The sequence below is a fragment of the Nonomuraea sp. CA-143628 genome (assembly GCF_050942315.1).
Lineage (GTDB): Bacteria > Actinomycetota > Actinomycetes > Streptosporangiales > Streptosporangiaceae > Nonomuraea.
This window is the reverse complement of record NZ_CP192072.1, coordinates 12,269,508-12,293,033: the sequence shown is the minus strand read 5'-3', so window position 1 is coordinate 12,293,033 and position 23,526 is coordinate 12,269,508. Positions and strand designations below refer to the sequence as shown.

The window sequence follows — 23,526 nt, the reverse complement described above, 5'->3', positions numbered from 1 at the left end:
GAATACGATTCTGTTGCCCGTTTGCGGGGGCGGACACGGGTTCATCACAAGTGCCGGTAGTTGCGGTCTTCGGCGGATATCGACCCTAAGATCGACCTTCGGCCTACTGTGTTGATCGGAGTGTGCCGTGAATCGGTTGGGTAAGGCGATCATCGCCGCCTCGGTCGGCATGGCGGCGTCAGCCGCGTTCGTGGTGTCATCCCCCTCAGGGTCGGCGGAGTCCTCGCTCGTCGCGAAGTATCTCTGCACGGGTGGTGTCGCCGGTACGAACGGCGTGCAACTGGAAGCCACGATCACGCCCAAGATCGCCGCGGGCGGCATGCTGGACGTCGAGTGGGCGCTGAAGTATCAGGGCACTCGCCGGTTCGGTTCACCGGGCTTCTTCGAGGCCGGGTCCACGCTGAACCTGGAGGGCGTGGTCGACATCACTGGCGCCTGGAACGGCCAACTCCGCCCGAAGGGCAGCAAGGACCAGGACGAACTCGTGCCCGGTGACCAGTTAGTGCTCCCCGACGGACTCTCGGACGCGGGCCTGGTGAAGCGGACCGGCACCATCCGGGTCAGGCCGGGCGGGTTGGTCGTCAGGTTCCAGCCCGCCGAGGGCGAGGTGATGGTCAACAACCACAAGAGCATCACCTACTCCAGTGGCTGGCATCGGATCAACACGGAGAAGGAGTTCGGCGACTACCTCTACGACCTGCATACGACCGACCAGCAGGACGAGAGCGCGAAGCTGTCCTTCACCGGCACGCAGGTCACCTACGTCGCCCGTCGGGATCGGGACCTCGGCGACGTGCGCGTGCTCCTCGACGGCGCCACCGTGACCGATGGGCTGGTCAAGCCGAGCAAGGACCGCGACGGCAGCGAGATGACCGGCTCCAGGTCCCAGGAGGACCTATGGGAGTCACCGGTGCTCCCCTACGGACCCCACACGATCGAGGTCATCAACACCGAGTCCAAGGTGGCCTATGTGGACGCCTTCAAGGTGAGCACCGCCAACCTGGACGAGCCGCCGACCCACGACGAGGCCACGTGCGCGCTGCAGAACGACCCCGGCGCCATCGACGTGCCGGTGCCCGGCGCCACCCCCACCTCGCCGACCCCCACTTCGAGCCCCACGGTGACCACGCCCACCCCGACCGGTCCCACCGGCACGCCGACCCCGGGCCCGACCACACCCACCCCCACGCTCCCGCACAACAACCCGCCGGGGACGAACGACGGCCTGGTGAGCGTGATACCGGGGACTGTACGCACCACTACGAGCACGGCGACCCCCAAACCGACCACGACCAAGACCACGTACGTCAAGGCGCAGGTCGCCAAGACACCCAAGGGCGGGGTCGACTCCGGTGAGGCGCCCGAGCCGCCGGGCGGCGGGTCGTACGGGCTGATCGCGGGCGGCTCGATGCTGCTGATGGGCAGCGCCACAGGAGGGCTGCTGCTACGGCGGCGCAAGGCCGAGCATGCCGGAGGAGTCGAGTCATGACCGAGCAGAAGCCGCTGCTGAACAGGGCACTTCCCGGGCTGCTGATCGCCGGGTCGCTGGGCGGGGTGGGCGCCATCATGGTCGGCCTGCTTTCGCTGGCGCCGCCCGTGGACGACGGCTCGGGTCCCGGGCCGCAAGCCCAGCAGCCGGGCGACACGGTCCAGATCCAGAACGCGGCGGGCGCCTTCGTCCTGCCCCCGACCGTGGGCCCCGGCGGCAAGAACGTGCCGCTCACCCCCGCCCGTCTCGACGCGCCGCCGCCGCTGGCCGCCGCCCCGGTCGTCGCGGCCATCCCGCCGGCCAAGACCAAGGCCGCGAAGGCGAAGGCGAAGCCGTACCGCATCAAGATCCCCAAGATCAAGGTCAACGCCACGATCGGCTCGGTCACCGTCGACCTCAAAGGCAACCTCACGACCCCGCCGCTGACGAAGCCCGGCCTCACGGGCTGGTACAAGTTCTCGCCGGTCCCGGGCGAGCTCGGCCCTGCGGTGATCAACGGGCACGTGAGCACCAAGAAGGGCGCGGCGGTGTTCTACCGGCTCTCCGAGGTGGCCAAGGGGGACCAGATCTACGTGTACCGGTCGGACAAAAAGGTGACGCGGTTCACGGTGAGTGGGGTCGAGCAGGTCAGCAAGTCCTCGTTCCCGACGGCTCGGGTGTACGGGAACACGAAGAACGCGCAGCTCAGGCTGATCACTTGCGGGGGCGTCTACAACAAGGCGGCCCACAGTTACACGGACAACATCATCGTGTACGCCACCCTGTCCAAGAAGAAGGGGTGAAGGGTGGCAAGTGCTTGCTTGTAGGGTTTACGGGAACTTCACAGGGAGAGTTCGTATCATCGCTACCTGACCGTGACCAACGGCTGGGATTCTGATACGCCTGTTGATACTGCGCGCTGAAACGGAGAAGGACAGTGCTGACGTCCAAGGCGAGGCACCGCCTCGCCCTCAAGGCATCTGGCCTGGCCTTAGCGGGTGCGGGTATCTTCTGGGTGGTTCCGGCGATGGCCGCGATGGCGCCGAAACCGGTCACCTATAACTGCAAGACGGGCACGGGCACGGGCACCGACTACAAGTTCGAGATGGACCTGCAAGGGCCGCTGACCGCCCCATCGCCGAGCTCCACAGCGGTGGTGACGTGGAAGATCGGCCAGCCCGCCGCCTCTCCGACGTCGTTCACGGCGCCGTCTGCGATCGCTACCACAGACCGCGTGGTCATCCAGGCGACAGTGGTAGTCACCGGGACGCCGAACCCGAGTCCGACCGAGACGCGGTCGGTCGGTGCGTCAATGACGCCTTTCTCGTCGGTCAGCCCTAGCGCCACCATGCCCATCCCGCCGGTGCTGATCTCGCTCACGCCCAAGGCAACCGGTGTGATCGCCGTGATGCCCGACGATTTCGTTCTGCAGGTGGGTCCCACCAGCGGCACGGCACCGACTCCCTGGTACACCTGCACGGTCAAGGCCGGTTCCGAGGCCGAGGCGACCGCCGCTGCGGCCCTGATCACCGTCGCGACCGGAACCCCAACCCCCACCGGTACCCCGACCGGCAGCTCCACCCCCAGCACCACCCCCACTCCCACCCCGACACCCACTCCCACCCCCAAGCCCACCAAGACGCACACCGCCTACGTCACCAAGACCCCCACGGCGACGAAGACCACCACCAAGAGCTCCAAGACTCCCAAGGCCGGAGCCGACACAGGTGGTGGCGGTGACATGGGTCCCGACGGCAGGATGGTCGTGCTGACCGGATCCGCGCTGATACTCGCCGCCGGCGTTGGAGGACTCTTCATGCGTCGCCGTTCCGCCACCAGAGGCTGATCAAGGTGGCCGGACAGTACCCCTACGGGGGCGAGCCGCCGCAGGACAGGGGCAGCACCGTACTCAGGTCGGTGCTGATCCTCGCCGCCGTGGCCGGCGTGGTGACCGTGGTGGCCGGGCTGCTGATCGTGCTCCGTTCGCCCGAGGAGTACGGCCTGGCCAGCCAGCGGGACACGCTGCCCGTCACCGTGCAGCCCGACGGCAAGACGACGGGACAGCCGGCGCAGGCCCTGTTCAAGGCGGCCCCTACGGTGCCGCCGCCGCTGCCGCTGCCGGACCCGGCGCCTGCGATGCTGCCGTCCACTCCGCAGCGGATCGTGATCAAGCGGCTGGGGATCAACGCGCCGGTCGAGTCCCTCGGGCTCGCCAAGGACGGGACGATCCAGGTGCCGGCGGCCAACAATCCCAACCTGGTCGGGTGGTACCGCAACATGTCCACCCCCGGCGAAGCCGGTCCGGCCGTGATGCTCGGGCACAAGGACACCCGGACGCGCAGCGCCGTCTTCAGCCGCCTGTACGAGATCCGCAACGGCGACACCATCGAGGTCAAGCGGCAGGACCGTACGACCGCGGTGTTCACCGTCGGTGGCGTCGAGCAGGCGAGCAAGAAGACGTTCCCCACCCAGCGCGTCTACGGCAACCAGCCCAACGCCAACGCCCAGCTCCACCTCATCACCTGCGGCGGCACGTACAACCGCAGTATCGGTCACTACACCGACAACATCATCGTCTATGCGACGATGACAAGCTCCTATCGAGGCTGAACGCGGAGGCGCGTCATGGGCTGGATGGCTAAGCGGAGACTGCGTACTGGCCCGACGGCGGCATTGCCCGCCAAACCGAGCCAGTCAGACCTCCTGCGACTGGTACGGCTGGCAGACCCGGAGGCCCGCGAGGACGGCGCCGACATCGTGGCGGTGGACGTCCGGGTGCACGCCCCAGTAGAGGCCGATCCCGAGTTGGTGGGCGGCGAGCTGGAGCAGGTGTGGGCCTGCCGGGTGGTGGCGGAGGGCCCGCTGCCGTTCGACTACTTCGACCGCTACCTGGCCGAGGGGATCGCCTTCCGCCTCGGCGGGCTGGCCGTGTGCAGAGGCGAGGTGACCGATCCCGCCGACAGTGATCGTGGCGGTCCAGCGGTGATCCTTCCGGAACGGCCGACGGCGGACGAACTGCGGGCCGTGCTGAGCGGTCTCGACGATGCCCCGAAGGCTGACATAAGCGACGAGACCAACAGCGCCACGGACGACACCGCGCCCGAGGACACCACCACTGCCGACGCCACGCCCACAGAGGCCGGTACGAGTGCGACCGTCGATGCGGAAACCGACGCGGACGCGAAAGCCGAAACCGACACGGACGCCGAAACCGACGCTGAAGCTGAAGCGAGCGCCGACGCCGAGACTGAAGCAGCCACCGAAGCCACCGAAGCCACCGAAGTCGCTGAAGCCACCGAAGTTACCGCTGCTCCGGGCGACGACATCAAGCCGGACGACGCCAACCCGGATGACTTCCTCTACACGGTCGGCGACATACGGGTCCTCGTGGTCCCGGAAAAGGGCCGTCCGCCCGCCGTACAGGAGCTCCTGCCCTTCGCCACCGAGCTGACCGCGATCGAGCTGCGCGGCGACGACCCTGAGAAGGTCGGCGCGCTCGCGCTGCGTCTGGCCGACGCCCTGAACGGGCTGATCGTGGACCGGTGGCGGTTCCGGATCGACGCGGCGGAGGACCTTCTGCCCCCAGGGTGACGGGGCGTAGAGCATCGTTCTGTTGTAGTCTCTCCCTAATAACCGAACAATGCTCGGTTTCAGGAGGCACTGTGGCAGAGGCGTACATCGTCGGGGCGGTCCGCACCCCGGTCGGCAAGAAGAAGGGCGGCCTTTCCACCGTCCACCCCACTGACCTGGCCGCTCACACGCTGAAGGCGCTGATCGACCGCACCGGCGTCGACCCCACCGCGGTGGAGGACGTCATCATGGGGTGCGTCATGCAGTTCGGCCCCCAGAGCATGGACATCGCGCGAAATGCCTGGCTCTCGGCGGGACTGCCGGAGACCACGGCCGGTGTCACCATCGACCGGCAGTGCGGCTCCTCGCAGCAGTCGATCCACTTCGCCGCGCAGGGCGTCATGTCCGGCACCCAGGACCTGGTCGTGGCGGCCGGCGTCGAGTCGATGAGCATCGTGCCCATGGGCTCGTCGATCACGGCCGCGCTGGAGAAGGGCATGCCGTTCCCGTTCGGCGACATGTGGGTCGAACGGTACGGAAAGCAGGAGATTTCGCAGTTCCGCGGCGCGGAGCTGATGTGTGAGAAGTGGGGCTTCAAGCGCGAGGAGCTGGAGCGGTACGCCTTCGAATCCCACCAGCGGGCCGCCAAGGCCATCGCGAACGGCTACTTCAAGGACCAGATCGCGCCCATCAACGACGTCTCCGACGACGAGGGGCCGCGGGCGGACACGACGCTGGAGAAGATGGCCGGGCTGAAGACGCTCAAGGAGGACGGCCAGATCACCGCCGCCACCGCGTCGCAGATCTCCGACGGTTCGGGCGCGGTGCTGATCGCTTCGGCGCAGGCCGTGAAGGACCACGGGCTGACCCCGCGCGCCCGCATCCACCAGCTCGCGCTCATGGGTGACGACCCGGTGTACATGCTGACGGCGCCGATCCCGGCGACGCGGCGGGCACTGGACAAGGCCGGCATGTCGATCGACGACATCGCCGTCACCGAGATCAACGAGGCGTTCGCGCCGGTGCCGCTGGCCTGGATGAAGGAGCTCGGCGCCGACCCGGCCACCGTCAACCCCAACGGCGGCGCCATCGCCCTGGGCCACCCGCTGGGCGGTACGGGCGCGATCCTGATGACCAAACTGCTGCACGAGCTGGAGCGTACGGGCGGCAGGTACGGCCTCCAGACGATGTGCGAGGGCGGCGGCCAGGCCAACGTCACCATCATCGAACGCCTCTAACACCGCTGACGGTGACACGACGGTGCCCCGGCCCTCTGAACGAGGGACCGGGGCACCGCGGGTTGTGTGCGGCGCGCCCATGGCGTTGGGTCGCGCGCCGCACTTACTACCATCCTGGTAGTGGACTAGCGTCCCTTGGGCGGGATCCGCCTGGGCGGCGCGATGGGCCGCTGCGGCATCCTCGGCATCTGCCGGGGCACCGGTGGCATCTCCTGCCCGGGGAGGTTCTTACTGTGTTTCTTCTTGCCTGAACGAACTCGCATGAGGAAGCTCCTTTACGTAATTCACGACGCGGCCATGGCCGGTCGACAAGCTCAGCTGCCGCGTCTGGACGAGGTCGGCGGGCATACACACCGCCGGGCGGGGCCGAGTGGCCGGGGTATTGGATCCCCAACGAATTACAGGTAAAAGCGCATGTCGCTGACACTATGCCTCGTCTGGCGATCGTCGCAACCGATTTATCGGCGCCCGCGTGTTCCGTGCCGACTCGGCGCTCTACTGTAGGCGCCCGCCGACACCCATGGGGGCCCCGTCACCTGTTTGCGCCGTCACCCAAACTCCCAAGCCCATCTCGTACGGCCATCCTGGCTGCCGCCTCTCCTAAGCGGACAAGCCCAACCAGCAAGGCGTGCCACTGTGCCTCCGCCTGCCCGGCAGGCCATCGGTCGCTTTCATCAACGACCCACTCGTTCGGCCCGTTTCGAGTGCGTCGGATGAATCGCTGACCGCCCGCCTGGCACAGCTCGTAGAAGGGGTTGGCGCACTCGCAGGTCCACGCGATGACGCGCACGTGGCGGCCGTTGTCACGGGGCGCGTTCCACGCCAGTCGCTCGGCATGTGACTGCGCGGGCGACGCGTGCGGACTCTTGCAGTGAGGAGGAAACCACGCTTGATCAACCGTCCAAGACACTCCGAAGCACCTCACTTTCGCCCTCACGCCCTTGCCGCACAGGCAGACGCGCCGTTCCTCGTGGACATCTCCGCCCACACCACTCGCTGTCTACAGCCCTCATCGCGTACGCCCCATCTGGCCGCGTACGTTTCCACCAGCCATAGCCCTCGGCCGCCACAGTCGCCGGAGTCGGCGTTACGCACCTTGGGAAAGGTCATGGCCGTCCCATCGTCGATCACTTCGATGTAGGCCGTCGCGGCATCCAGGGAGGTGACCTCCACTGTGACGAACCCACCTGCCTCGCCGGATGCGGTGTGCGACACGGCATTTGTCACCAGCTCACTGACCACCAACCGGACGTCGTTCACGTCCGCGTGCCCTGCCACCATCAGCACCTCACCCACACACCGACGAGCTACCGCCACCGAACGCTCCACCCCTGGCAATACGATCTCGGCCAGGAACAGCCCGTTTATTGAGGAAGCTCCAGATGATTGACCTCCTCCAATGGCGAACTGTCCGCCGTGTCCGACAGAAAAGAGGGCAGCCTTGATGAGCGTGCTGAACACGTTTGGCCTCTCCGTTACCTGAGATGTGGGCGAAACGGATCTTTCATGCGAGTTCCACCACGGAGGTCGTCAGAGACGTTCCGTGTGCGAGATATTGCTCTCCGTGATGGCATCCTCGATGCCGATGGTGCTCTGGCACATGTGCAGCTGTAAAGAGGTTCTTGGGAACTAGTTCAGATTGACCTTGTTCTAACTAAGCGACATGAGTGATCTAGGAGGCCAAACGGTGTCAAGCAGGACTAGCCCCACGGTGGTGCGGCGCAGGCTGGCGGCCGAGCTCAGGGAGCTGCGCAGACGGTCCAACCTGAATCGCAAGCAAGTCGCCGATGCGGTAGGCATAGCCGAAAGCACCGTAACCAAGATCGAGAACAACTCCACGGCGCCCGCTTTCAGTGTCGTCTCTGTGATGCTCGATCTGTACGAGGTCGAAGGCGAACGGCGGCAATTCCTGCTCACGCTGGCACGGGAGGCCCGCAAGCGCGGCTGGTGGCAGAGCTACAAGGGCAAGGGGGCGATCCCCGAATGGTTTGAGGTTTACGTCGGCATGGAGTCGGCGGCGTCCAGGCTGAATCATTACGATTCTGAACTCATTCCCGGACTGCTTCAGACCGCCGATTACTACGGCGCGTACCTAGGGACGGCGCCTGCCGCCGTCGGCGCCGAGGACATCGAACGCAAGATTGAATTTCGCCTGGCGCGCCAGGATCGTCTGACTACGTCGGACGAGCTGGAGCTGTGGTCGATCATGAATGAGGCATGCATACGGCGGATGGTCGGTGGCCGGGCCACGATGAAGGCCCAGTTGCGGCACCTCATGGAGATCAGTACGCGACCCAATGTGACCTTGCAGGTCCTGCCCTTTGAGGCCGGGTCACATGCCGCGATGGACGGCTCGTTCATCGCGATCGAGTTCCCTGATCCATGGCCGCCGGTGGTCTATCTGGAGAGTCAGTCGGACGCCCGATATTTGGAGGATCCTGCCGTAGTCCAAGGGTATAACGTGGTCTTCAACCACCTACGAGCGAAATCTTTGTCGGCCGAGGACAGCCTGGCACTCATTGCCCAGGTGGGAAAGGATCTTTGATGAGTGGCACAAGCGACGCGACTGGAATCGACGTTGACCTGTCTCAGGTCGAGTGGTGTAAGTCCAGATTCAGCAACAACGGTGGGGCCTGCGCCGAGTTCGGAAAAGTCTTCGTGCCCGTTGATGCGGGGCTGCACAAGCACGGCGATCTAGTGGCCGTGCGTGACTCGAAGGACCCCGACGGGCCGAAGGTGTTCCTCGACAAGGAGGAACTTCGCGCCTTGATAGACGGGATGAAGGACGGCAACTTCGACCATCTACTCGCCGGATAATAGGAGTGTGACGGCGCTGACGCCCGGATCTCAGCAGCGCTACTTGCATCCCTTTGCGAAGATCAGGAGTGAAAGGAGTTGGGATGCAGCCCGATCTTTCAGGCGTCACATGGCACAAGAGCAGTCTCAGCGGGAACGGTGCAAGTTGCGTCGAGGTGGCGATCACCGAGGAGGTAATCGCGGTCCGAGACACCAAGAACCGTGCAGGCGGCATGCTCATTTTCCGCCCAGACGAGTGGAAAGCCTTCATCGGTGGTGTACGACTAGGTGAATTCGACCTCTGACTCAGTCTCGCACCCAACACCCGATCATCCATCTGCACGCTAGCGGCCCTGTCCCGCATAGGTCGGGGCTCTTTGGTCGTGCTGCCCGGTTTCTTTGTCGTGGCGCCCGGACGTTCTCGTCGTAACCCTGCGCCCGCCCAGGGGCGTACCTCCGCGGTGGTGTCGGTGTACGGGGCCGCGTGCGGAGGATTACGCACGGGCCGTCATCTCGGGAGTTCTACTGACCGCAACCGAGGAGGAGGGTGGCGATCACCGCAGCCTGGCGTGGCCGGGGATGACGCGGCGACATGTCAGCCCTAATGGTCATTGCCTGGGCTGGCTCCACCGTCCGGTGACCATGTTCGAATATGGCCGGTCCCCTTGCCGGGAGGCGGTCTACACTGCCCGGCATGGCCTCTGAACAGAACCGCGAGCTGGTAAAGCAGGCATGGCGCTCATTCTCGAGTCGGGACAAGGACTTGATCGCCAGCTTCTTCACACAGGACGCGGAATGGCTGGCCCCGCCCGGCAACGCGACCGCCGTAGCGCTCGGTGCCACGCACCACATGGTGGGCAGGGACGCCATCGTTCACTTCCTCACCGTCGACTTCCCGCGCATGTTCGTCGCCGATGTGGCGGTAGATTTCCGCGGGTTCTACGCCGACGGCGATGTGGTCGTGGTGGAGGAGACCATGCAGGCCACGCTGGCAGGCGGCAACGCCTACCGCAACGACTACTGCTTCATCTTCCAACTGCGGGACGGGTTGATCCACCGGGTGCGTGAGTACATGGACACCGCCAAGGGGCATCGCATGGTGTTCGGAGACGCGCCCGGCGGTCAGTGAGCCGGTCCGCGAGTGGATCCCTAGCCGGGCATCCCGTCGCGCTCGCTTCTTCGGGCGAGGCGCTGGGCCTGCCCGGCGTGCACATCGCTTACCCACTCCCAGCCGGGCTTGGCCGATGGGCCGATCCGCGGGTCATCGGGAACATGGCCCTCACGCAAGGCGAGCACGTACGCCCGATCCAGCTCGATCCGCGCGTGTGCCTGATCAGCTCCGCCGACTGACCCGTGGCCAGGGACGACGACATCGACGTCGCCGGCCACGCCCTCCAGCAGCCGCAGCGCCGTGAGGTAGTCCTCGATCGGGTCAGCGGTGCCGTTCAGGTCGAGCATCGGAACCAGGACATCAGAGAGCATGTCGCCGGCGACGAGCACCCCGTGTTCTTCGATGAACAGCGCCGCATGGCCCGGTGCGTGCGCTTGATGCTCGATGATCCGGACTTGAGGGCCATCCCATGGAACCTGCGCCGTCTCGGCGGGCAGGGCGGTGATGAGGCCGAGCAGGTCCAGCGGGACCTTCCCGGCGATTTCCGTCTCGAGTAGGTGGTCGGCTATGCGGTCCTTCGCACCCGGGTCGGAAAGCTGATCCCGGACACTGGCCGCGCAGCGGGCCGTGCCGTAACGAGGGGCCGTGCCGAGCTGGGCGTGCCAGAGCAGGTGATCCCAATCCGGATGCGTCGAGAAGCCTGCCACAACGGTCTGGCCCGAATCGGACAGGTCGTTCGCGAGGCAGGCCAATTCGTGCACCTGCACCCCGGGGTCGATGAGCAACGCGCCGGCCCGGCCGTGCACGACAACGGCGTTGCTCTGGCAGAACTCGCTCTCGTGGATCAGCACACCCTCCGCGACCTGCTTCAGCACGGGTGGCCCCTTCCGCTTGTGGTTTGCAACCGCTTTCGAGACCGTAGTACCTGGCGGTGGTAGATTGCAAGCACTATGGGTGAAGTGCATGAGCCGCGGTCGGGGTGCCCGATCAACGCCACCGTCGAGGTGTTCGGCGATCGCTGGAGCCTGCTCGTCCTCCGCGACATCGTCTTCGGAGACCGCCGCTATTTCCGAGAGCTGCAGGCCGGCTCACAAGAGGGGATCGCGTCAAATATCCTCGCCGACCGACTCAAGCGATTCGTCGAGTTGGGATTGCTCACCCGTGAGAACGCGCGAGCTGGCCAGCGGGCGCGCTACAGCCTGACCGAACCCGCGATCCAACTCGTACCAGTGTTCGCGCAGCTCGGCAGCTGGGGGCTTCGCCACCGGCCCACGAGCCGCGCGCTGCGCGTTCGCGCCGAGCTGCTCGAACAAGGCGGCCCCGCGCTTTGGGAAGAGTTCATGGACGAGCTTCGCCACTCGCACCTTGGCTCCGAAACCCCAGCGCGATCACCGAGCGTTCGCGAGCGCCTGAACGCGGCCTACCTCGCTGCGATCAACTCCTCGTAGCCGCCAGGTGGTCGACCATGTTCAAGCTCGTCTCTGGCCGCTCCGCCGCCGGGTCAAGGCAGCCGCGGTGGTGAAGGCCAGGGCCGCGCACCCGAGCTGGGCAAGGGCCGTGGAGGTGGGTATCGACGGCAGGTCCCCTAGGTCGCCCAGGGCAGCCGCAGGCAGGAACAGTAGCAACGCCGCGCGCCGCCCCACGGCCGACCGGCACGCGTACCCGGCCGCCAGCCCGACCACGACGAGCCAGGGCACGGGTTTCCAGGTCACGATGTCTTGGTGGGTGATCACGTCCACCCAGCGCACGATGGCCTTGCTGGCGGTCAGCCCTACCACGGCGAGTGGCCCCCACAGCAGGAATGTGCGCCGGGGAATGACCGTGATCGCGCGATGCGCCCCAGGCGCGAAGGCGATGGCGACGGGCGCGAGCTGAGCCAGCAGGACCGGGCCGTGGTTGGGGAACAGGAGCGTGTCCAGATCCAGGAGGCGGGGGTTGTCGGCCTGATACAGCACGAACGCGACCACGCCGAGTACGGCGATCCATCGTCGGCCGAGCAGTACGGCCAGCACCGGCAGGGCCGCGATGACGATCGGCTCGGCCATGTACAGGATCCAGATCGGCCGCGCCACAGCGGCGAGCCCCACGTTCCCCACGGATTCGGCGCCCTGGAGCAGCCCGGCCGCCAGCGCACCTGTCAGCATCAGGAACGGCCACAGCGCCACGGCGAGCGCCAGCCCGGCGCGCCAGCCCGGCGCGGAGACCGGGCCGAAGGTTCGCCGCCCGTGGACGCGCATCGCGCCCCACAGTAAGTCAGCCGCGTCGGTCGGATGGGGATGGGTCTGGCCGGACCGCGCCCCGGCAAGGAGCACGCCGATCATCTCTTCCTCATGCCGTGCCCGGTGGTCGCGCGGGTAGGTGGCCAGGAGACGGCGGTAGCGGGCTTCGAGCGGGCTCACGCCGCGCCTCCCGAGCCGGCGACGCGCAGGCGTACGGTGGCCGCCTTGGCGTGCCTGCGCATCCGCTCGGCCTCCGCCGCCAGTCTCGCCGCACCGTCGCCGGTCAGCCGGTAGTAGCGGCGCACGCGGCCGTCGACGATCTCCTCTCGGTCCTCGGCGATCAGGCCCTCTTCTTGGAGGCGGTCGAAAGCGGCGTACAGAGTGCCGGCGCGCAGGCGAACCTGGCCGTCCGAGATGCGCTCCACGTCGGTGATGACGCCGTATCCGTGTTGTGGACCGGCGGCCAGCGCGGTCAGGATCAGGAAGGTCGGTTCCTGCATCTGTCTCATGTGATCAATATATGCCGATCATCTACCTATAAGCCGAGCGATCGTCACAATCGTTCAGGGGTAAAGATGGATCGCATGACGACGCCCCGGCGGGGCATGATTGATCGCGCCCTTCGTCAGGCTTCGCGCTGCGGCGAGATGCCCAGGGCCGCGCAGGCGCCGTCCACGGCCGCCCGGCGGAGCTCGTCCTTCGGCACGTCGGGGAACTGGATCGTGCAGTCCTGGAGCCCGCCGAAGGCGATCACGGCCCGCGTGGCCTGCTCGATCGTGGGTTCGGGGCCGTACAGCAGGTTCGTCAGCCGCCTGCGCCAGTCCAGCACGAGGTCGATCAGGCCCAGGTCGGCGAGCGTGGTCAGCTCGCTGAGCATGAGCACCATCGCTTCGCGGTGGCGGTGGTGGAAGTCGAAGTAGCCCTCCAGCAGGGCGCGGGGCTCGACCTCGTCCAGCGCCTCCTGGCCCGCCAGGAACGCCTCTTCCTCGTCGATGATCGGCTGCACGATGCTGCGGACCAGGTCCTCGCGTGAGGAGAAGTGGTAGTAGAGCGCCGGCTTGGTGATGCCCAGCTGGTCGGCGATCTCCTGAAGGCTGGTCCGTTGCACACCTTTCTGGGCGAAGAGCTCGCGGGCGACGTCCTGGATCCGCTGCTTGGTATCAGAGGGACGAGGCATGCCGTAAGTCTATCTGACTTAATGATAGGTAAGTAGCCATGTTACGCTTACTTATCGTTAAGAAAGGAAGCGTGCTCATGCGGATTCTCATCTCCGGTGCCAGCGTTTCCGGTCCGGTGCTGGCGTACTGGCTCACCAGGCACGGCTTCTCCGTCACCGTCGTCGAGCGCGCGCCGACTCTGCGCAAGACCGGCGGCCACGCGGTCGACCTGTTCCGGCCCGCCATGAACATCTCGGAGAAGATGGGCGTGCTCCCGCGTGTCGAGGAGCGGGCGACCGGCGCGAACCGGATGACCGCGTACGGGGAGGGCGCGCGGCGTCCCGTACGGGTGGAGCTCTCCAAGATCTTCGGCGCCACCTCCGGCCGGCACGTCGAGATCATGCGCGACGACCTGAGCGAGATCTACTACGACGCCACGCGCGACGACGTCGAGTACATCTTCGGTGACTCGATCACCGCGATCTCGCCCGACGGCGAGGTGCGGTTCGAGAACGCCGCGCCGCGCCGTTTCGACCTCGTCGTCGGCGCGGACGGGCTGCACTCCAACGTGCGCCGCCTCGTCTTCGGCGACGAGTCCCGCTTCAGCGCCTTCATCGGGGCCTATCTCGGGGTGCTGACCCTGCCGAATGCCGCAGATCTCGACGGCGAGCTCCTCATGCACGTCGGCGTCGGCCGCACCGCCGGCATGTACGGCGCGCGGCACCTCGGCGAGGCGCGGGCGATGTTCCTGTTCCGGAGTGAGCGCGAGCTCGACTACTCCCGCCGCGACGTGCCCCGGCAGAAGGAGCTGCTGCGTGGTGCGTTCAGGGGCCTGCACGCCGACGTGGACCGCTGGCTGGACGAGCTCGACCGCACCCCGGCGTTCTACTTCGACTCGATCACCCAGCTCCACATGGACACCTGGTCGCGGGGGAGGGTGACGCTCGTCGGTGACGCGGGCTACTGCCCCGGCCCTGCCGTCGGCGGCAGCACCAGCCTGGCCATCGTCGGCGCGTACGTCCTCGCCGGGGAGCTGGCGCGGGCGGGCGGTGACCACGAGCGCGCCTTCCCCGCTTACGAGCGCGCGATGGCGGAGCACGTACGCGGCAGCCGCGCCGTCGCGCTGAGCGCGGCGAAGACCCTGGTCCCCACGTCCCGTCTCGGCGTGCGGGGACTGGTCCAGGGCCTTCGCCTGATCTCCGCCCTGCCCACGGGGCCAAGCCGCGCCCTCGTCCGCCTCACCACCAAGAGTGCCCGCCTCTACAACTCCATGATCGTCGACGACTACCCGGTGTCATCAGTACGCCGGGTCGGCCTGGAAAATCACTGAAGGTCGATTTGCCGCTCGAAGCCCGAGACCATGGCCCGCAGCCCCGTTTTGAACCACTGGTCGTAAAACGCCGCCGCCGCCACATCGCCGTCCCCCGCCCTCGTGGTGCCCGGTGGGGTGCCGACCTGGGCCAAAGCATGGCCGAGGACATAGACCGCTACCGACTGGATCGCGGTGAGTGCGTCCTGGCGTGGGATTCCCGCGGTCTCGAAGCGGTCCAGTAGCCCGGCCAGCAGTTCCAGGCCCAGGTCGATGTCCACCGGGTGGGTGGCCAGCAGGGGTACGGCGTGCGGATGGCCGAGCAGCATCCGCCGGTAGGAGCCCGCGAACCGGGCCAGCGCGTCGGGCCACGGCGTGTCGGCGTCCAGGTCGATCACCGCCTCGGCGAACAGGTGGTCGACCACTGCGGCGAGCACCGCGTCCCGGTTCGGCAGGTGGCGATACAGGGACATGGCCGCGACCCCGAGCTGGGTGCCGAGGCGGCGCATGGTGAGCGCGTCGAGTCCCTCGGTGTCCAGTATCTCGATGGCCGCGGCCACGATCCGTTCGCGGGTCAGGACGGCTGGACGTCCCCTGCCGCGCCGGGGTGCGGGCTCGTTCATCCGGTCAGCGTAGCGATCAGCGTGGTGGCCAGCATGAGCAGGGACAGAGCGCCCACCACCAGGTGCTGAACGTCGACCACCACGTCATGCCCCTCGGTCGGAAGGATCTTGAGTGTGCGGCTGTACTCGCGCTGGTACGTCTCCCGCTGCGCGGCGGTGCCGGTGCCGAAGTAGGGCAGCCACCAGTTCCACAGGTGTCCGCCGACTATGACGACGCAGAGTGCGGTGGCGGCGAGCAGTGACCAGGTCTGGTGCAGTGCGACCCCGGCCGCGATCAGTAACGGGAACGGGTAGTTGACGCACGCCGCGAGCACGCGCTGTCCGATGTTGCCGGGCTGGAGGTCGTTCAGCGGGAACATCGGCACCCACTCGGTCACGACGAGCCAGCCGAGCCAGACGAACGGGACGATGATCGCGATGGTGGTGGTCATGGTGTCGGCCTCCTGGTTGATTTTGAGTACGTTGTAAGCTTACGTCGTACACAAAATCAACTGCAATAGGGTTGCCGGAGATCGGGCCGCTGCGACATGCTCAAGGGATGATTGACGATCGGCGTATGGTGCGGATCTCCAAATACCTGTCCAAGCACCTGCGTCACGAGCCCGAGCGGATCGGGATCGAGCTGGACGAACGCGGCTGGGTGGACGTCGACGTCCTCCTCCGGGCCGCCGCCTCCCACGGGTTCCCGATCGACCCGGCCGATCTGCAGCGGGTCGTGGCGGGCAACGACAAGCAGCGGTTCGCCCTGGAGAACGGCAGGATCCGGGCCAACCAGGGGCATTCCATCGAGGTCGACCTGGACCTGCCGGTGGCGACGCCGCCTGCGTACCTCTACCACGGCACGGTGGCGAAGAGCCTGCCCGCGATCCGGGCCGAGGGGCTGCGGCCGATGAACCGCCACCACGTCCACCTGTCGCCCGACCGCGGGACGGCGATGCGGGTGGGGGCGCGGCGGGGCAAGCCGGTGGTTCTGCCGGTGGACGCCGGGGCGATGCACGAAGCCGGACATGAGTTCCGGGTCAGCGCCAACGGGGTGTGGCTGGTGGACGAGGTGCCACCGACGTATCTCCGGTTCCCCGGCTGACGGTTCCCGGGCGACGGTTCTCGGATTGACGTCAGACTTTCGTCAGGGGTGGTCCTGGACGGTCGGCGGATCTTTTCCGGGCCGCCGATTTCTACCGTCGTCACCATGAAACGCAAGCTCATCGGCACCCTGGTGGCGGCAACGGCGCTGACCCTCGTCCTGGCCGCGCCCGCCACCGGCTCGACCAAACAGCCGACCCCGGCCGCCATCGACGCCTACCTCACCAAGGTCGTGGAGTCCACCGGACTGCCGGGCATGTCCGTCGTGGTCACCCACAACGACCAAGTGATCCACGCCGCCGGCTACGGCCAAGGCTCCGACGGCAAGCCCGTCACCGCCGACACCCCCATGCGCGTCGCCTCCGTCAGCAAGTCGTTCACCGCCATGGCCGTGATGACGCTGGTCGACGCGGGCAAGATCAAGCTGGACGGATCGGTCGCCGAGCAGCTGCCCGGCTTCCAGCTGGCGGACCCGCGCGCCGCGGCGATCACCGTACGTCAACTGCTCGACCAGACCTCCGGCCTGTCCGACACCACCCTCGACATCAACGCCCTAGAGGAGACCACCTCCCTCGCCCAGTACGTGGACCGGCTCAAGACCGGCGCGCTCGCCACCGACCCCGGCACCCACTGGGCGTACTGCAACGCCAACTACGACCTGGCCGCCCGCCTGGTCGAGGTCGCGAGCGGCCAGAGCTTCGACGACTACCTGAAGCAGTACGTCTTCGCCCCGCTCGGCATGACCCACAGCGCCGTGCGGAGTGAGGTGGTCCGGCCGTCGGACGGCTACAACTCGGTGTTCGGCGCCTGGCTGGCGCGCCCCGAACTGCCCCAGTTCCTCGACGGCAGCGGCTCCGGCGGGGTCATCACCACGGCCGCCGACATGGGCGCCTGGCTGATCAACCAGAACGGCAAGGGCAAACCGCTCGTCACCTCCCAAAGCCTGCGGACCATGCACACCCCGTCGAAGGTCAGTGACTACGGCATGGGCTGGAGCCTTGACAGTGACACCAAGCTGCTCGTGCACTCCGGCAACCTGTTCACCTACACCGCCGTCGAGGCGATCTCCCCTGAGACCGGATACGGCTTCGCGGTCATGACCAACAGCGCGGCCCTCACCGACGACACGTACAACGTCGCCACGGGTCTGTTCGCCATGACCCAGGGGCGGACGCCGGAGCTGCCGGGTGGTGGGCGGCAGACGTTCGAGCTGGTGCTGGGCCTTATCGGGCTGGCCGCCATCGGGCTGGGCATCCTGGGCGTGTGGCGGTCACGACGCTGGGCGGCCGGACGGGCCGGGCGTCCCGGGTGGCGGGTCGCGCTGCGGATGGTGCCGGTGCTGCTGCCGGTCGTGGTGCTGGCGGCGTACCCGGACCTGATCTCGTTCATCTCGAACGGGCGGACGATCACCTGGGCCCAGCTCACCTACTTCCCCATCCCGTTGACGATCACCCTGGTGGTCGCGGCGCTGGCGGGGGTGGCCACGGCGGTGCTGCGGCTCGTCCGGCTGCGGGCAGTGAGGCCGGGTCGGCTTCTTGCGCTCGATAAGGTCTAGCACGTGAGAAACGGGGCGATTCTGGCGATGATCGCGGGGATCAGCCTGGTCAACGGGCTGCACCTCGACTTCATCCCGGTCTGGCGGCAGCTGCTGTTCGCGGTCGTCGCCGTGCTCGCCTACCTGCACGGCAGGCATCTTCCGGTACGCCGGGACTGGCTGGTCCTCGGCGCGGTCGCGATACCCGGTGTCGTGGAGCTGGGCGTGAGCCTCTGGGACGGGGTGGGCGCGCTGATGGCCATGGCGCTGTTCGCGGTGCTGCCCTGGCTGGCGGGGCGGTTCCGGCGGCAGCAGGCCGAGCTGGTCGAGGCGGGTCGGCAGCGGGTCGGTCAGTTGGAGCGGGAGCAGCAGTACACCGCCGAACGCGTCAAACTCCATGAACGCGCTCGCATCGCCGCCGACATGCACGATTCGCTCGGGCACGAGCTGGCGCTGATCGCGCTGCGCGCCGGAGCCCTGGAGCTGGCGGCCGACATGAACGAGGCGAACCGGGAGGCGGCCGCCCAGCTGCGGGCCTCGGCGGTCACGGCGACCGACCGGCTGCGCCGTACCATCGGGGTGCTGCGGGACTCGGGCGGCGCCTCCATGGACCCACCGGACGAGTCGATAGAGACGCTGGTGGAGCGGGCTGGGCGGGCCGGCATGGCGGTGACCTTGCGCCGCGACGAGCGCTCGGCGGTCCTGCCGCCGCTGCTGGACCGGGCCGCGCACCGGGTGACGCAGGAGTCCCTGACCAACGCCGCCCGGTACGCACCAGGCGCCGAGGTCCGTGTCACCATCGAACGCCGCGCCGACATGGTCGCCGTCACGGTCGCCAACGCACCCTCGACCACCGAAGCGCAGTCCACGGGTGGCGGTGGGACCGGGCTGGCGAGCCTGCGCGAACGCGTACGGCTGCTGGGCGGCACGCTGGAGGCCGGCCCTCATAGAGCGGGATTCACCGTCACGGCCTGGTTGCCATGGCCGAAAGACACAGGGGAGAGCGGATGATCCGGGTGCTGCTGGCCGACGACGAGCCCATGGTCCGGGCCGGGGTGAAGTCGATCCTGGCCACCGACGCGGGCATCGAGATCGTCGCCGAGGCCGCCGACGGCAGGGAGGCCGTCGAGCTGGCCCTGGCGCACCGCCCGGACGTGGCGCTGCTCGACATCCGCATGCCCCGCCTCGACGGCCTGTCCGCCGCCGCCGAGCTGCGCGCCGCGCTTCCGGAGGTGGCGGTGGTCATGCTGACCACGTTCGACGAGCGCGAGTACGTGGCCAGGGCGCTCGCGGAAGGCGCGGGTGGCTTCCTGCTCAAGGCCGCCGACCCGCGCGAGCTGATCATCGGCGTCCGGGCGGTCGCGGGCGGCGCGGCGTATCTGTCACCGCGCATCGCCCACCAGGTGATCGCCGAGCTGAACGACGGCCGGCTCACCCGGAACACCACCGCCCGCAAGCGGACCGAATCTCTCACGCCTCGCGAACGCGAGGTGCTGGCGCTCGTCGGCCGCGGCCTGTCCAACCAGGACATCGGCCGTGAGCTGTTCGTCTCGGAAGGCACGGTCAAGGCCCACGTCAGCGCCATCCTCCTGCGCCTGGAGGTGAACAACCGGGTCCAGGCCGCGATCATCGCCTATGAGGCGGGGCTAATGAGCTGACTCGTCGTACGGCAGCAGGCTCGGCGCGGTGTTGTGCACCTGCTGGAAGATGACCGACGTACGGAACCCGGCGATCTCCCGCCGCTTGCTGAGCCGATCCAGCAGGAAGGCGTGCAGGTGGTCCAGGTCCTGGACCGCCACGTGCAGCAGGAAGTCGTCCCCGCCCGCCAGGACGAACACGCTCAGCACCTCCGGCTGCTCGGCCGCCGACTGTTTGAACGTCTCGATGACGGTTCTGCTCAGCGGGCGGACCTGGACCGAGACGAGCGCCTGGACGCTGCGGTTCAGTGCCGCCGGGGCGATGTCGGCGTGGTAGCCGCGGATGACGCCGCGCCGGGTGAGGGCGCGGACGCGTTCCAGACAGGTGGAGGGGGCGACGCCCAGCTGTCTGGCCAGTTCCCGGTTCGATTGCCGCGCATCCGTTTGAAGAAGCCGAATGATTCCCGAATCAAGTTCATCCACGGCGGCATTATCTCCAGAGAACCGATCAAACGTTCGCCAGAAGGCTGTGAGCACCACGCGTCCGGCTACTTTCGGCGGATATGTCGGAACAAACGAAAGGCCGCCTCAGCGCCGGTCAGGGCACGGCGATGCTGCTGGGCGGCGTACTCGGACCGGGCATGCTGGTGCTGCCCCAACTGGCCGCCGAGGCCGCGGGCCCGGCGTCGATCCTGGCCTGGGTGGGCCTGCTGGCGCTGAGCGCACCGGTGGCGATCACCTTCGCCACACTCGGCACCCACTACCCGAACGGCGGCGGCGTGGCCGCCTTCACCGGGCTCGCGTTCGGCGGGCGGGCTGCCGCGGTGGTCGGCTGGTGGTTCTACGGCGCCGTCCCCATCGGCATCGTGGCTGGCGCGCAGGTGGGCGCGGTCTATGTGGCCAGCACCCTGGGCGTGGACAAGACCGTCGCCGCCGCCACCCTGCTCGCCGCCGCCTTCCTCGCCAACGCCGCGGGCCTGCGCACCTCGGGACGGCTGCAGGTGGCCATGGTGCTCCTGCTGATCGCGCTCCTCGCGACGGCTGTCGGCACCGCCGCGCCGCATGCCAGCGCCGCCAACTTCACCCCGTTCGCCCCGTACGGCATGGCGGGCGTGATCTCCGCGGCCGGAGTGCTCTTCTTCGCCTTCGTCGGCTGGGAGGCCGCCACCCACCTGTCGGCGGAGATCACCGACATCAGGAGGGCCACCACGGTGACCCTGATCGTGATCTCCGTCCTCTATCTGAGCGTCTCCATCACCTCGATCGCCGTCCTGGGCCGAGCGGCACCGCTGTCCGCCCTGCTGGAGACCGGCATCGGCGCCGCGGCCGGCCCGATCATCACCGCGGCGGCCATAGCCCTCACCTTCGGCGCCATCAACACCTACATAGCCGGCGCCGCCCGCCTGGGCGCGTCCATGGCAGGGAGCGGATCCCTGCCGCGCTGGTTCCAAAACGGCGGAACCCCCCACCGCAGCCTGGCCCTCCTGGCGGTTCTGACCGCCCTGATCATGCTGTTGCCGGCGGACCTGGACACCCTCATGAGAGCCACCTCGGCCTGCCTGGCGGCGGTGACCACAGCGGGCGTGGCGGCGGCCGTCCGCATTCTGCCGCCGGGAAAACCGCGCAACACGGCCATCGTGGCGACTGTCCTGTCCTGCACCGCCCTGGCCTGCTGCGGTGCGTATCTAGCGGTTCCGGCGGCACTATCCCTGATTGGCCTTCTGGTGGCAAAGCCGTCCCCTCGACGCCCGAAACCGTGTGCGGCGGGTAGCGGGTAGCCCATGCGTGCCGTACAAGGAAGAGAAATAGACCCCTCACCGAACGGAAGAGGGACGCGATGACCGACTACGCAAAGGCGAGAGAGCTCGGCGAGCAGGCCCGGGAGAAGGAGTGGACCCGCCCGAGCTTCGCCAAGCAGCTGTTCCTGGGCGACCTCCGTCTCGACCTGGTCCACCCGGCCCCCACGCTGGCCGAGGAGGCGGCCAAGCGCGGGGAGGACTTCGTCAGGGCCGTCCGGCGCTACCTCGACGCGCACGTCGACCCCGCCGAGATCGAGCGGACCGCGCAGGTGCCCGACGAGGTGGTCAAGGGGCTCGGCGAGCTCGGGGCGTTCGGGATCACGATCAGCGAGGAGTACGGCGGGCTGGGCCTGCCCTACCTGTACTACTGCCGCGCGCTCATGCTCGTCGGGTCGTACTGCCCGGCGCTGGCGACGCTGCTGTCGGCGCATCAGTCGATCGGGGTGCCGCAGCCGCTCAAGCTGTTCGGCACCGAGGAGCAGAAGCGGGAGTACTTGCCGAGGTGCGCGCGCGGCGAGGTGTCGGCGTTCCTGCTGACGGAGCCGGACGTGGGCTCCGACCCGGCGCGGCTGTCCACGACCGCCGTCAAGGACGGCGACGACTACGTGCTCGACGGCGTCAAGCTGTGGACGACGAACGGCGTGGTCGCCGACCTGCTCGTGGTCATGGCCCGTACCGGCAAGAAGATCAGCGCGTTCGTGGTCGAGGCCGACTCGCCCGGCATCACGGTGAAGAGGCGCAACGCCTTCATGGGGCTTCGGGGCATCGAGAACGGCGTCACCGAGTTCGCGCGGGTCAGGGTGCCCGCCAAGAACCTCATCGGGCGTGAGGGCGAAGGGCTGAAGATCGCCCTCACCACGCTCAACACCGGCCGTCTGTCGCTGCCCGCCACCTGCGCGGGCAACGCCAAGTGGGCGGTGAAGATCGCCCGTGAGTGGGGCAACGCCCGCGTGCAGTGGGGGCGCAAGGTCGGTGAGCACGAGGCCGTCGCCACGAAGATCGCCTTCATCGCGGCCACCGCGTACGCCCTGGAGGCCGTCTGCGAGCTGACCAGCCGCATGGCCGACGACCAGCGCAACGACATCAGGATCGAGGCGGCGCTGGCCAAGCTCTACGCCTCCGAGCTGTCCTACCAGGTGCTCGACGAGCTGCTCCAGATCAGGGGTGGTCGCGGCTACGAGACCGCCGAGTCGCTGGCCGCGCGGGGCGAGCGCGGGGTCCCGGTCGAGCAGATGCTGCGCGACTCGCGGATCAACCGGATCTTCGAGGGCTCCTCCGAGATCATGCGGCTGCTGATCACCCGCGAGGCGGTCGACGCCCACCTGTCGGCGGCCGGGGAGCTCATCAACCCCGACGCCTCCAGGAAGGACCGCGCGCAGGCGCTGCGGCAGGCCGGCCGCTTCTACGCCCGCTGGCTGCCGACGCTGGTCGCGGGCAGCGGCAACCTGCCCGCCGCCTACGCCGATTTCGGGCCGTTGGCGGCCCACCTGCGTTTCGTCGAGCGGACCAGCAGGAAGCTGGCCCGGTCCACCTTCTACGGGATGTCTCGCTGGCAGGGGAGGCTCGAACACAAGCAGTCCTTCCTCGGCCGGATCATCGACATCGGGGCCGAGCTGTTCGCCATCACCGCGGTCTGCGTCAAGGCCGAGGAGGACGCCCGTGACCTGGGGCGCCGGCCGTACGAGCTGGCGGACACGTTCTGCCATCAGGCGCGGCGGCGGGCGGAGGCGTTGTTCGCCAAGCTCTGGGACAACACCGACACCCAGGACACCCGGCTGGCCCGCTACGTGCTCGACGGCCGTTACACCTTCGTCGAGGAGGGCATTCTCGACCCGTCCATCGAAGGGCCGTGGATCGGATCGCCGCAGGGCGGGGAGAGCGTGCGGAGAAAGATCCTCTGACGCGCGGTCTAGACCGGTTGTGAGGTTTCTGGCGTCCTAGTGTTTTCAAACCGAGACCAACCGGTATAGACCAGACCGAGA

General features: G+C 67.8%; 27 protein-coding genes. 18 read left to right on the top strand and 9 right to left on the bottom strand.

All coding sequences use genetic code 11. The features are described from left to right. Positions 1–127 precede the first annotated feature (127 nt). The 6 genes from ACQP2T_RS55585 (at position 128) to ACQP2T_RS55560 (ending at position 6,276) form a co-directional block, all read left to right on the top strand. Positions 128–1,489 carry a hypothetical protein gene (locus ACQP2T_RS55585; protein ID WP_433512802.1) on the top strand — a complete coding sequence of 454 codons (1,362 nt, stop codon included), beginning with the start codon at positions 128–130 and terminating at the stop codon, positions 1,487–1,489. Beyond that, on the top strand, positions 1,486–2,271 hold the full coding sequence (locus ACQP2T_RS55580; protein ID WP_433512801.1) for a class F sortase: 786 nt from the start codon (positions 1,486–1,488) through the stop codon (positions 2,269–2,271). Before ACQP2T_RS55585 ends, ACQP2T_RS55580 begins: the two co-directional genes overlap by 4 nt. A gap of 134 nt (positions 2,272–2,405) precedes the next feature. Continuing rightward, a complete protein-coding gene (locus tag ACQP2T_RS55575) occupies positions 2,406–3,314 on the top strand; it encodes a hypothetical protein (protein ID WP_433512800.1) in 909 nt (302 codons plus the stop codon). 5 nt (positions 3,315–3,319) lie between these two features. Then, complete coding sequence (locus tag ACQP2T_RS55570) at positions 3,320–4,078, top strand: class F sortase (RefSeq protein WP_358431928.1); 759 nt, start codon at positions 3,320–3,322, stop codon at positions 4,076–4,078. A 24-nt stretch (positions 4,079–4,102) separates the two neighbouring features. Next, positions 4,103–5,059, top strand: a complete 957-nt coding sequence (locus ACQP2T_RS55565; protein WP_433512799.1) for a hypothetical protein — start codon at positions 4,103–4,105, stop codon at positions 5,057–5,059. Positions 5,060–5,130: 71 nt separating this feature from the next. Then, the gene (locus ACQP2T_RS55560) at positions 5,131–6,276 is read left to right on the top strand and encodes an acetyl-CoA C-acetyltransferase (RefSeq protein ID WP_357959861.1); all 1,146 of its coding nucleotides are present in this window, start codon (positions 5,131–5,133) and stop codon (positions 6,274–6,276) included. Between the two features lie 125 nt (positions 6,277–6,401). On the opposite strand, the gene ACQP2T_RS55555 is transcribed toward ACQP2T_RS55560, so the two are convergent. Together ACQP2T_RS55555 and ACQP2T_RS55550 are read right to left on the bottom strand one after the other, a co-directional pair. Beyond that, positions 6,402–6,539: a hypothetical protein gene (locus tag ACQP2T_RS55555; protein ID WP_433512798.1), complete on the bottom strand. Its 138-nt coding sequence runs from the start codon at positions 6,537–6,539 to the stop codon at positions 6,402–6,404. Between the two features lie 670 nt (positions 6,540–7,209). Then, positions 7,210–7,737, bottom strand: a complete 528-nt coding sequence (locus ACQP2T_RS55550) for an ATP-binding protein (RefSeq protein ID WP_433512797.1) — start codon at positions 7,735–7,737, stop codon at positions 7,210–7,212. 253 nt (positions 7,738–7,990) lie between these two features. On the opposite strand from ACQP2T_RS55550, the gene ACQP2T_RS55545 reads away from it, so the two are divergent. The 4 genes from ACQP2T_RS55545 (at position 7,991) to ACQP2T_RS55530 (ending at position 10,201) form a co-directional block, all read left to right on the top strand. Next, entirely contained in the window at positions 7,991–8,821 is an 831-nt protein-coding gene (locus ACQP2T_RS55545; protein WP_433512796.1) for a helix-turn-helix domain-containing protein, read from the top strand. Continuing rightward, on the top strand, positions 8,821–9,093 hold the full coding sequence (locus ACQP2T_RS55540) for a DUF397 domain-containing protein (RefSeq protein ID WP_433512795.1): 273 nt from the start codon (positions 8,821–8,823) through the stop codon (positions 9,091–9,093). The genes ACQP2T_RS55545 and ACQP2T_RS55540 overlap by 1 nt, the downstream gene beginning before the upstream one ends. An 83-nt stretch (positions 9,094–9,176) precedes the next feature. Beyond that, entirely contained in the window at positions 9,177–9,377 is a 201-nt protein-coding gene (locus tag ACQP2T_RS55535) for a DUF397 domain-containing protein (RefSeq protein ID WP_433512794.1), read from the top strand. A gap of 389 nt (positions 9,378–9,766) precedes the next feature. Next, on the top strand, positions 9,767–10,201 hold the full coding sequence (locus ACQP2T_RS55530) for a nuclear transport factor 2 family protein (protein ID WP_433512793.1): 435 nt from the start codon (positions 9,767–9,769) through the stop codon (positions 10,199–10,201). Between the two features lie 20 nt (positions 10,202–10,221). Here the strand turns inward: ACQP2T_RS55530 and ACQP2T_RS55525 are convergent, their stop codons facing one another. After that, positions 10,222–11,058 (bottom strand): MBL fold metallo-hydrolase, encoded by an 837-nt coding sequence (locus tag ACQP2T_RS55525; RefSeq protein WP_433512792.1) that lies wholly within the window; start codon positions 11,056–11,058, stop codon positions 10,222–10,224. A 75-nt stretch (positions 11,059–11,133) separates the two neighbouring features. Here ACQP2T_RS55525 and ACQP2T_RS55520 point away from each other — a divergent pair, with 75 nt between their 5' ends. Next, positions 11,134–11,631: a winged helix-turn-helix transcriptional regulator gene (locus ACQP2T_RS55520; protein WP_433512791.1), complete on the top strand. Its 498-nt coding sequence runs from the start codon at positions 11,134–11,136 to the stop codon at positions 11,629–11,631. 21 nt (positions 11,632–11,652) lie between these two features. On the opposite strand, the gene ACQP2T_RS55515 is transcribed toward ACQP2T_RS55520, so the two are convergent. From ACQP2T_RS55515 to ACQP2T_RS55505, 3 genes are all read right to left on the bottom strand, one after another. Next, entirely contained in the window at positions 11,653–12,582 is a 930-nt protein-coding gene (locus ACQP2T_RS55515; RefSeq protein ID WP_433512790.1) for a hypothetical protein, read from the bottom strand. Further along, positions 12,579–12,911, bottom strand: a complete 333-nt coding sequence (locus ACQP2T_RS55510) for a PadR family transcriptional regulator (RefSeq protein ID WP_433512789.1) — start codon at positions 12,909–12,911, stop codon at positions 12,579–12,581. Before ACQP2T_RS55510 ends, ACQP2T_RS55515 begins: the two co-directional genes overlap by 4 nt. A 116-nt stretch (positions 12,912–13,027) precedes the next feature. After that, positions 13,028–13,579, bottom strand: a complete 552-nt coding sequence (locus ACQP2T_RS55505; protein WP_433512788.1) for a TetR/AcrR family transcriptional regulator — start codon at positions 13,577–13,579, stop codon at positions 13,028–13,030. A 77-nt stretch (positions 13,580–13,656) separates the two neighbouring features. Here ACQP2T_RS55505 and ACQP2T_RS55500 point away from each other — a divergent pair, with 77 nt between their 5' ends. Continuing rightward, positions 13,657–14,889: an FAD-dependent monooxygenase gene (locus tag ACQP2T_RS55500; protein ID WP_433512787.1), complete on the top strand. Its 1,233-nt coding sequence runs from the start codon at positions 13,657–13,659 to the stop codon at positions 14,887–14,889. Here ACQP2T_RS55500 and ACQP2T_RS55495 read toward each other — a convergent pair. Both ACQP2T_RS55495 and ACQP2T_RS55490 read right to left on the bottom strand, forming a co-directional pair. Further along, positions 14,883–15,491, bottom strand: coding sequence for a TetR/AcrR family transcriptional regulator (locus tag ACQP2T_RS55495; protein WP_433512786.1), 609 nt, complete (start codon positions 15,489–15,491; stop codon positions 14,883–14,885). The two genes, ACQP2T_RS55500 and ACQP2T_RS55495, sit on opposite strands and share 7 nt — an antisense overlap. Further along, the gene (locus ACQP2T_RS55490; protein ID WP_433512785.1) at positions 15,488–15,922 is read right to left on the bottom strand and encodes a hypothetical protein; all 435 of its coding nucleotides are present in this window, start codon (positions 15,920–15,922) and stop codon (positions 15,488–15,490) included. Before ACQP2T_RS55490 ends, ACQP2T_RS55495 begins: the two co-directional genes overlap by 4 nt. 107 nt (positions 15,923–16,029) lie before the next feature. Here ACQP2T_RS55490 and ACQP2T_RS55485 point away from each other — a divergent pair, with 107 nt between their 5' ends. The 4 genes from ACQP2T_RS55485 (at position 16,030) to ACQP2T_RS55470 (ending at position 19,766) form a co-directional block, all read left to right on the top strand. Then, positions 16,030–16,575, top strand: a complete 546-nt coding sequence (locus ACQP2T_RS55485; RefSeq protein WP_433512784.1) for an RNA 2'-phosphotransferase — start codon at positions 16,030–16,032, stop codon at positions 16,573–16,575. Between the two features lie 105 nt (positions 16,576–16,680). Then, the gene (locus ACQP2T_RS55480) at positions 16,681–18,129 is read left to right on the top strand and encodes a serine hydrolase domain-containing protein (protein WP_433512783.1); all 1,449 of its coding nucleotides are present in this window, start codon (positions 16,681–16,683) and stop codon (positions 18,127–18,129) included. A gap of 3 nt (positions 18,130–18,132) precedes the next feature. Further along, positions 18,133–19,119, top strand: a complete 987-nt coding sequence (locus ACQP2T_RS55475) for a sensor histidine kinase (protein ID WP_433512782.1) — start codon at positions 18,133–18,135, stop codon at positions 19,117–19,119. Continuing rightward, on the top strand, positions 19,116–19,766 hold the full coding sequence (locus ACQP2T_RS55470; protein WP_433512781.1) for a response regulator: 651 nt from the start codon (positions 19,116–19,118) through the stop codon (positions 19,764–19,766). The genes ACQP2T_RS55475 and ACQP2T_RS55470 overlap by 4 nt, the downstream gene beginning before the upstream one ends. On the opposite strand, the gene ACQP2T_RS55465 is transcribed toward ACQP2T_RS55470, so the two are convergent. Next, a complete protein-coding gene (locus ACQP2T_RS55465) occupies positions 19,755–20,228 on the bottom strand; it encodes an Lrp/AsnC family transcriptional regulator (protein ID WP_357962227.1) in 474 nt (157 codons plus the stop codon). The two genes, ACQP2T_RS55470 and ACQP2T_RS55465, sit on opposite strands and share 12 nt — an antisense overlap. 80 nt (positions 20,229–20,308) lie before the next feature. Between ACQP2T_RS55465 and ACQP2T_RS55460 the strand changes: the two genes are divergently transcribed. Together ACQP2T_RS55460 and ACQP2T_RS55455 are read left to right on the top strand one after the other, a co-directional pair. Next, positions 20,309–21,523, top strand: coding sequence for an APC family permease (locus tag ACQP2T_RS55460; RefSeq protein WP_433512780.1), 1,215 nt, complete (start codon positions 20,309–20,311; stop codon positions 21,521–21,523). Between the two features lie 59 nt (positions 21,524–21,582). Beyond that, positions 21,583–23,445, top strand: coding sequence for an acyl-CoA dehydrogenase family protein (locus ACQP2T_RS55455; protein WP_433512779.1), 1,863 nt, complete (start codon positions 21,583–21,585; stop codon positions 23,443–23,445). Positions 23,446–23,526: the final 81 nt, after the last annotated feature.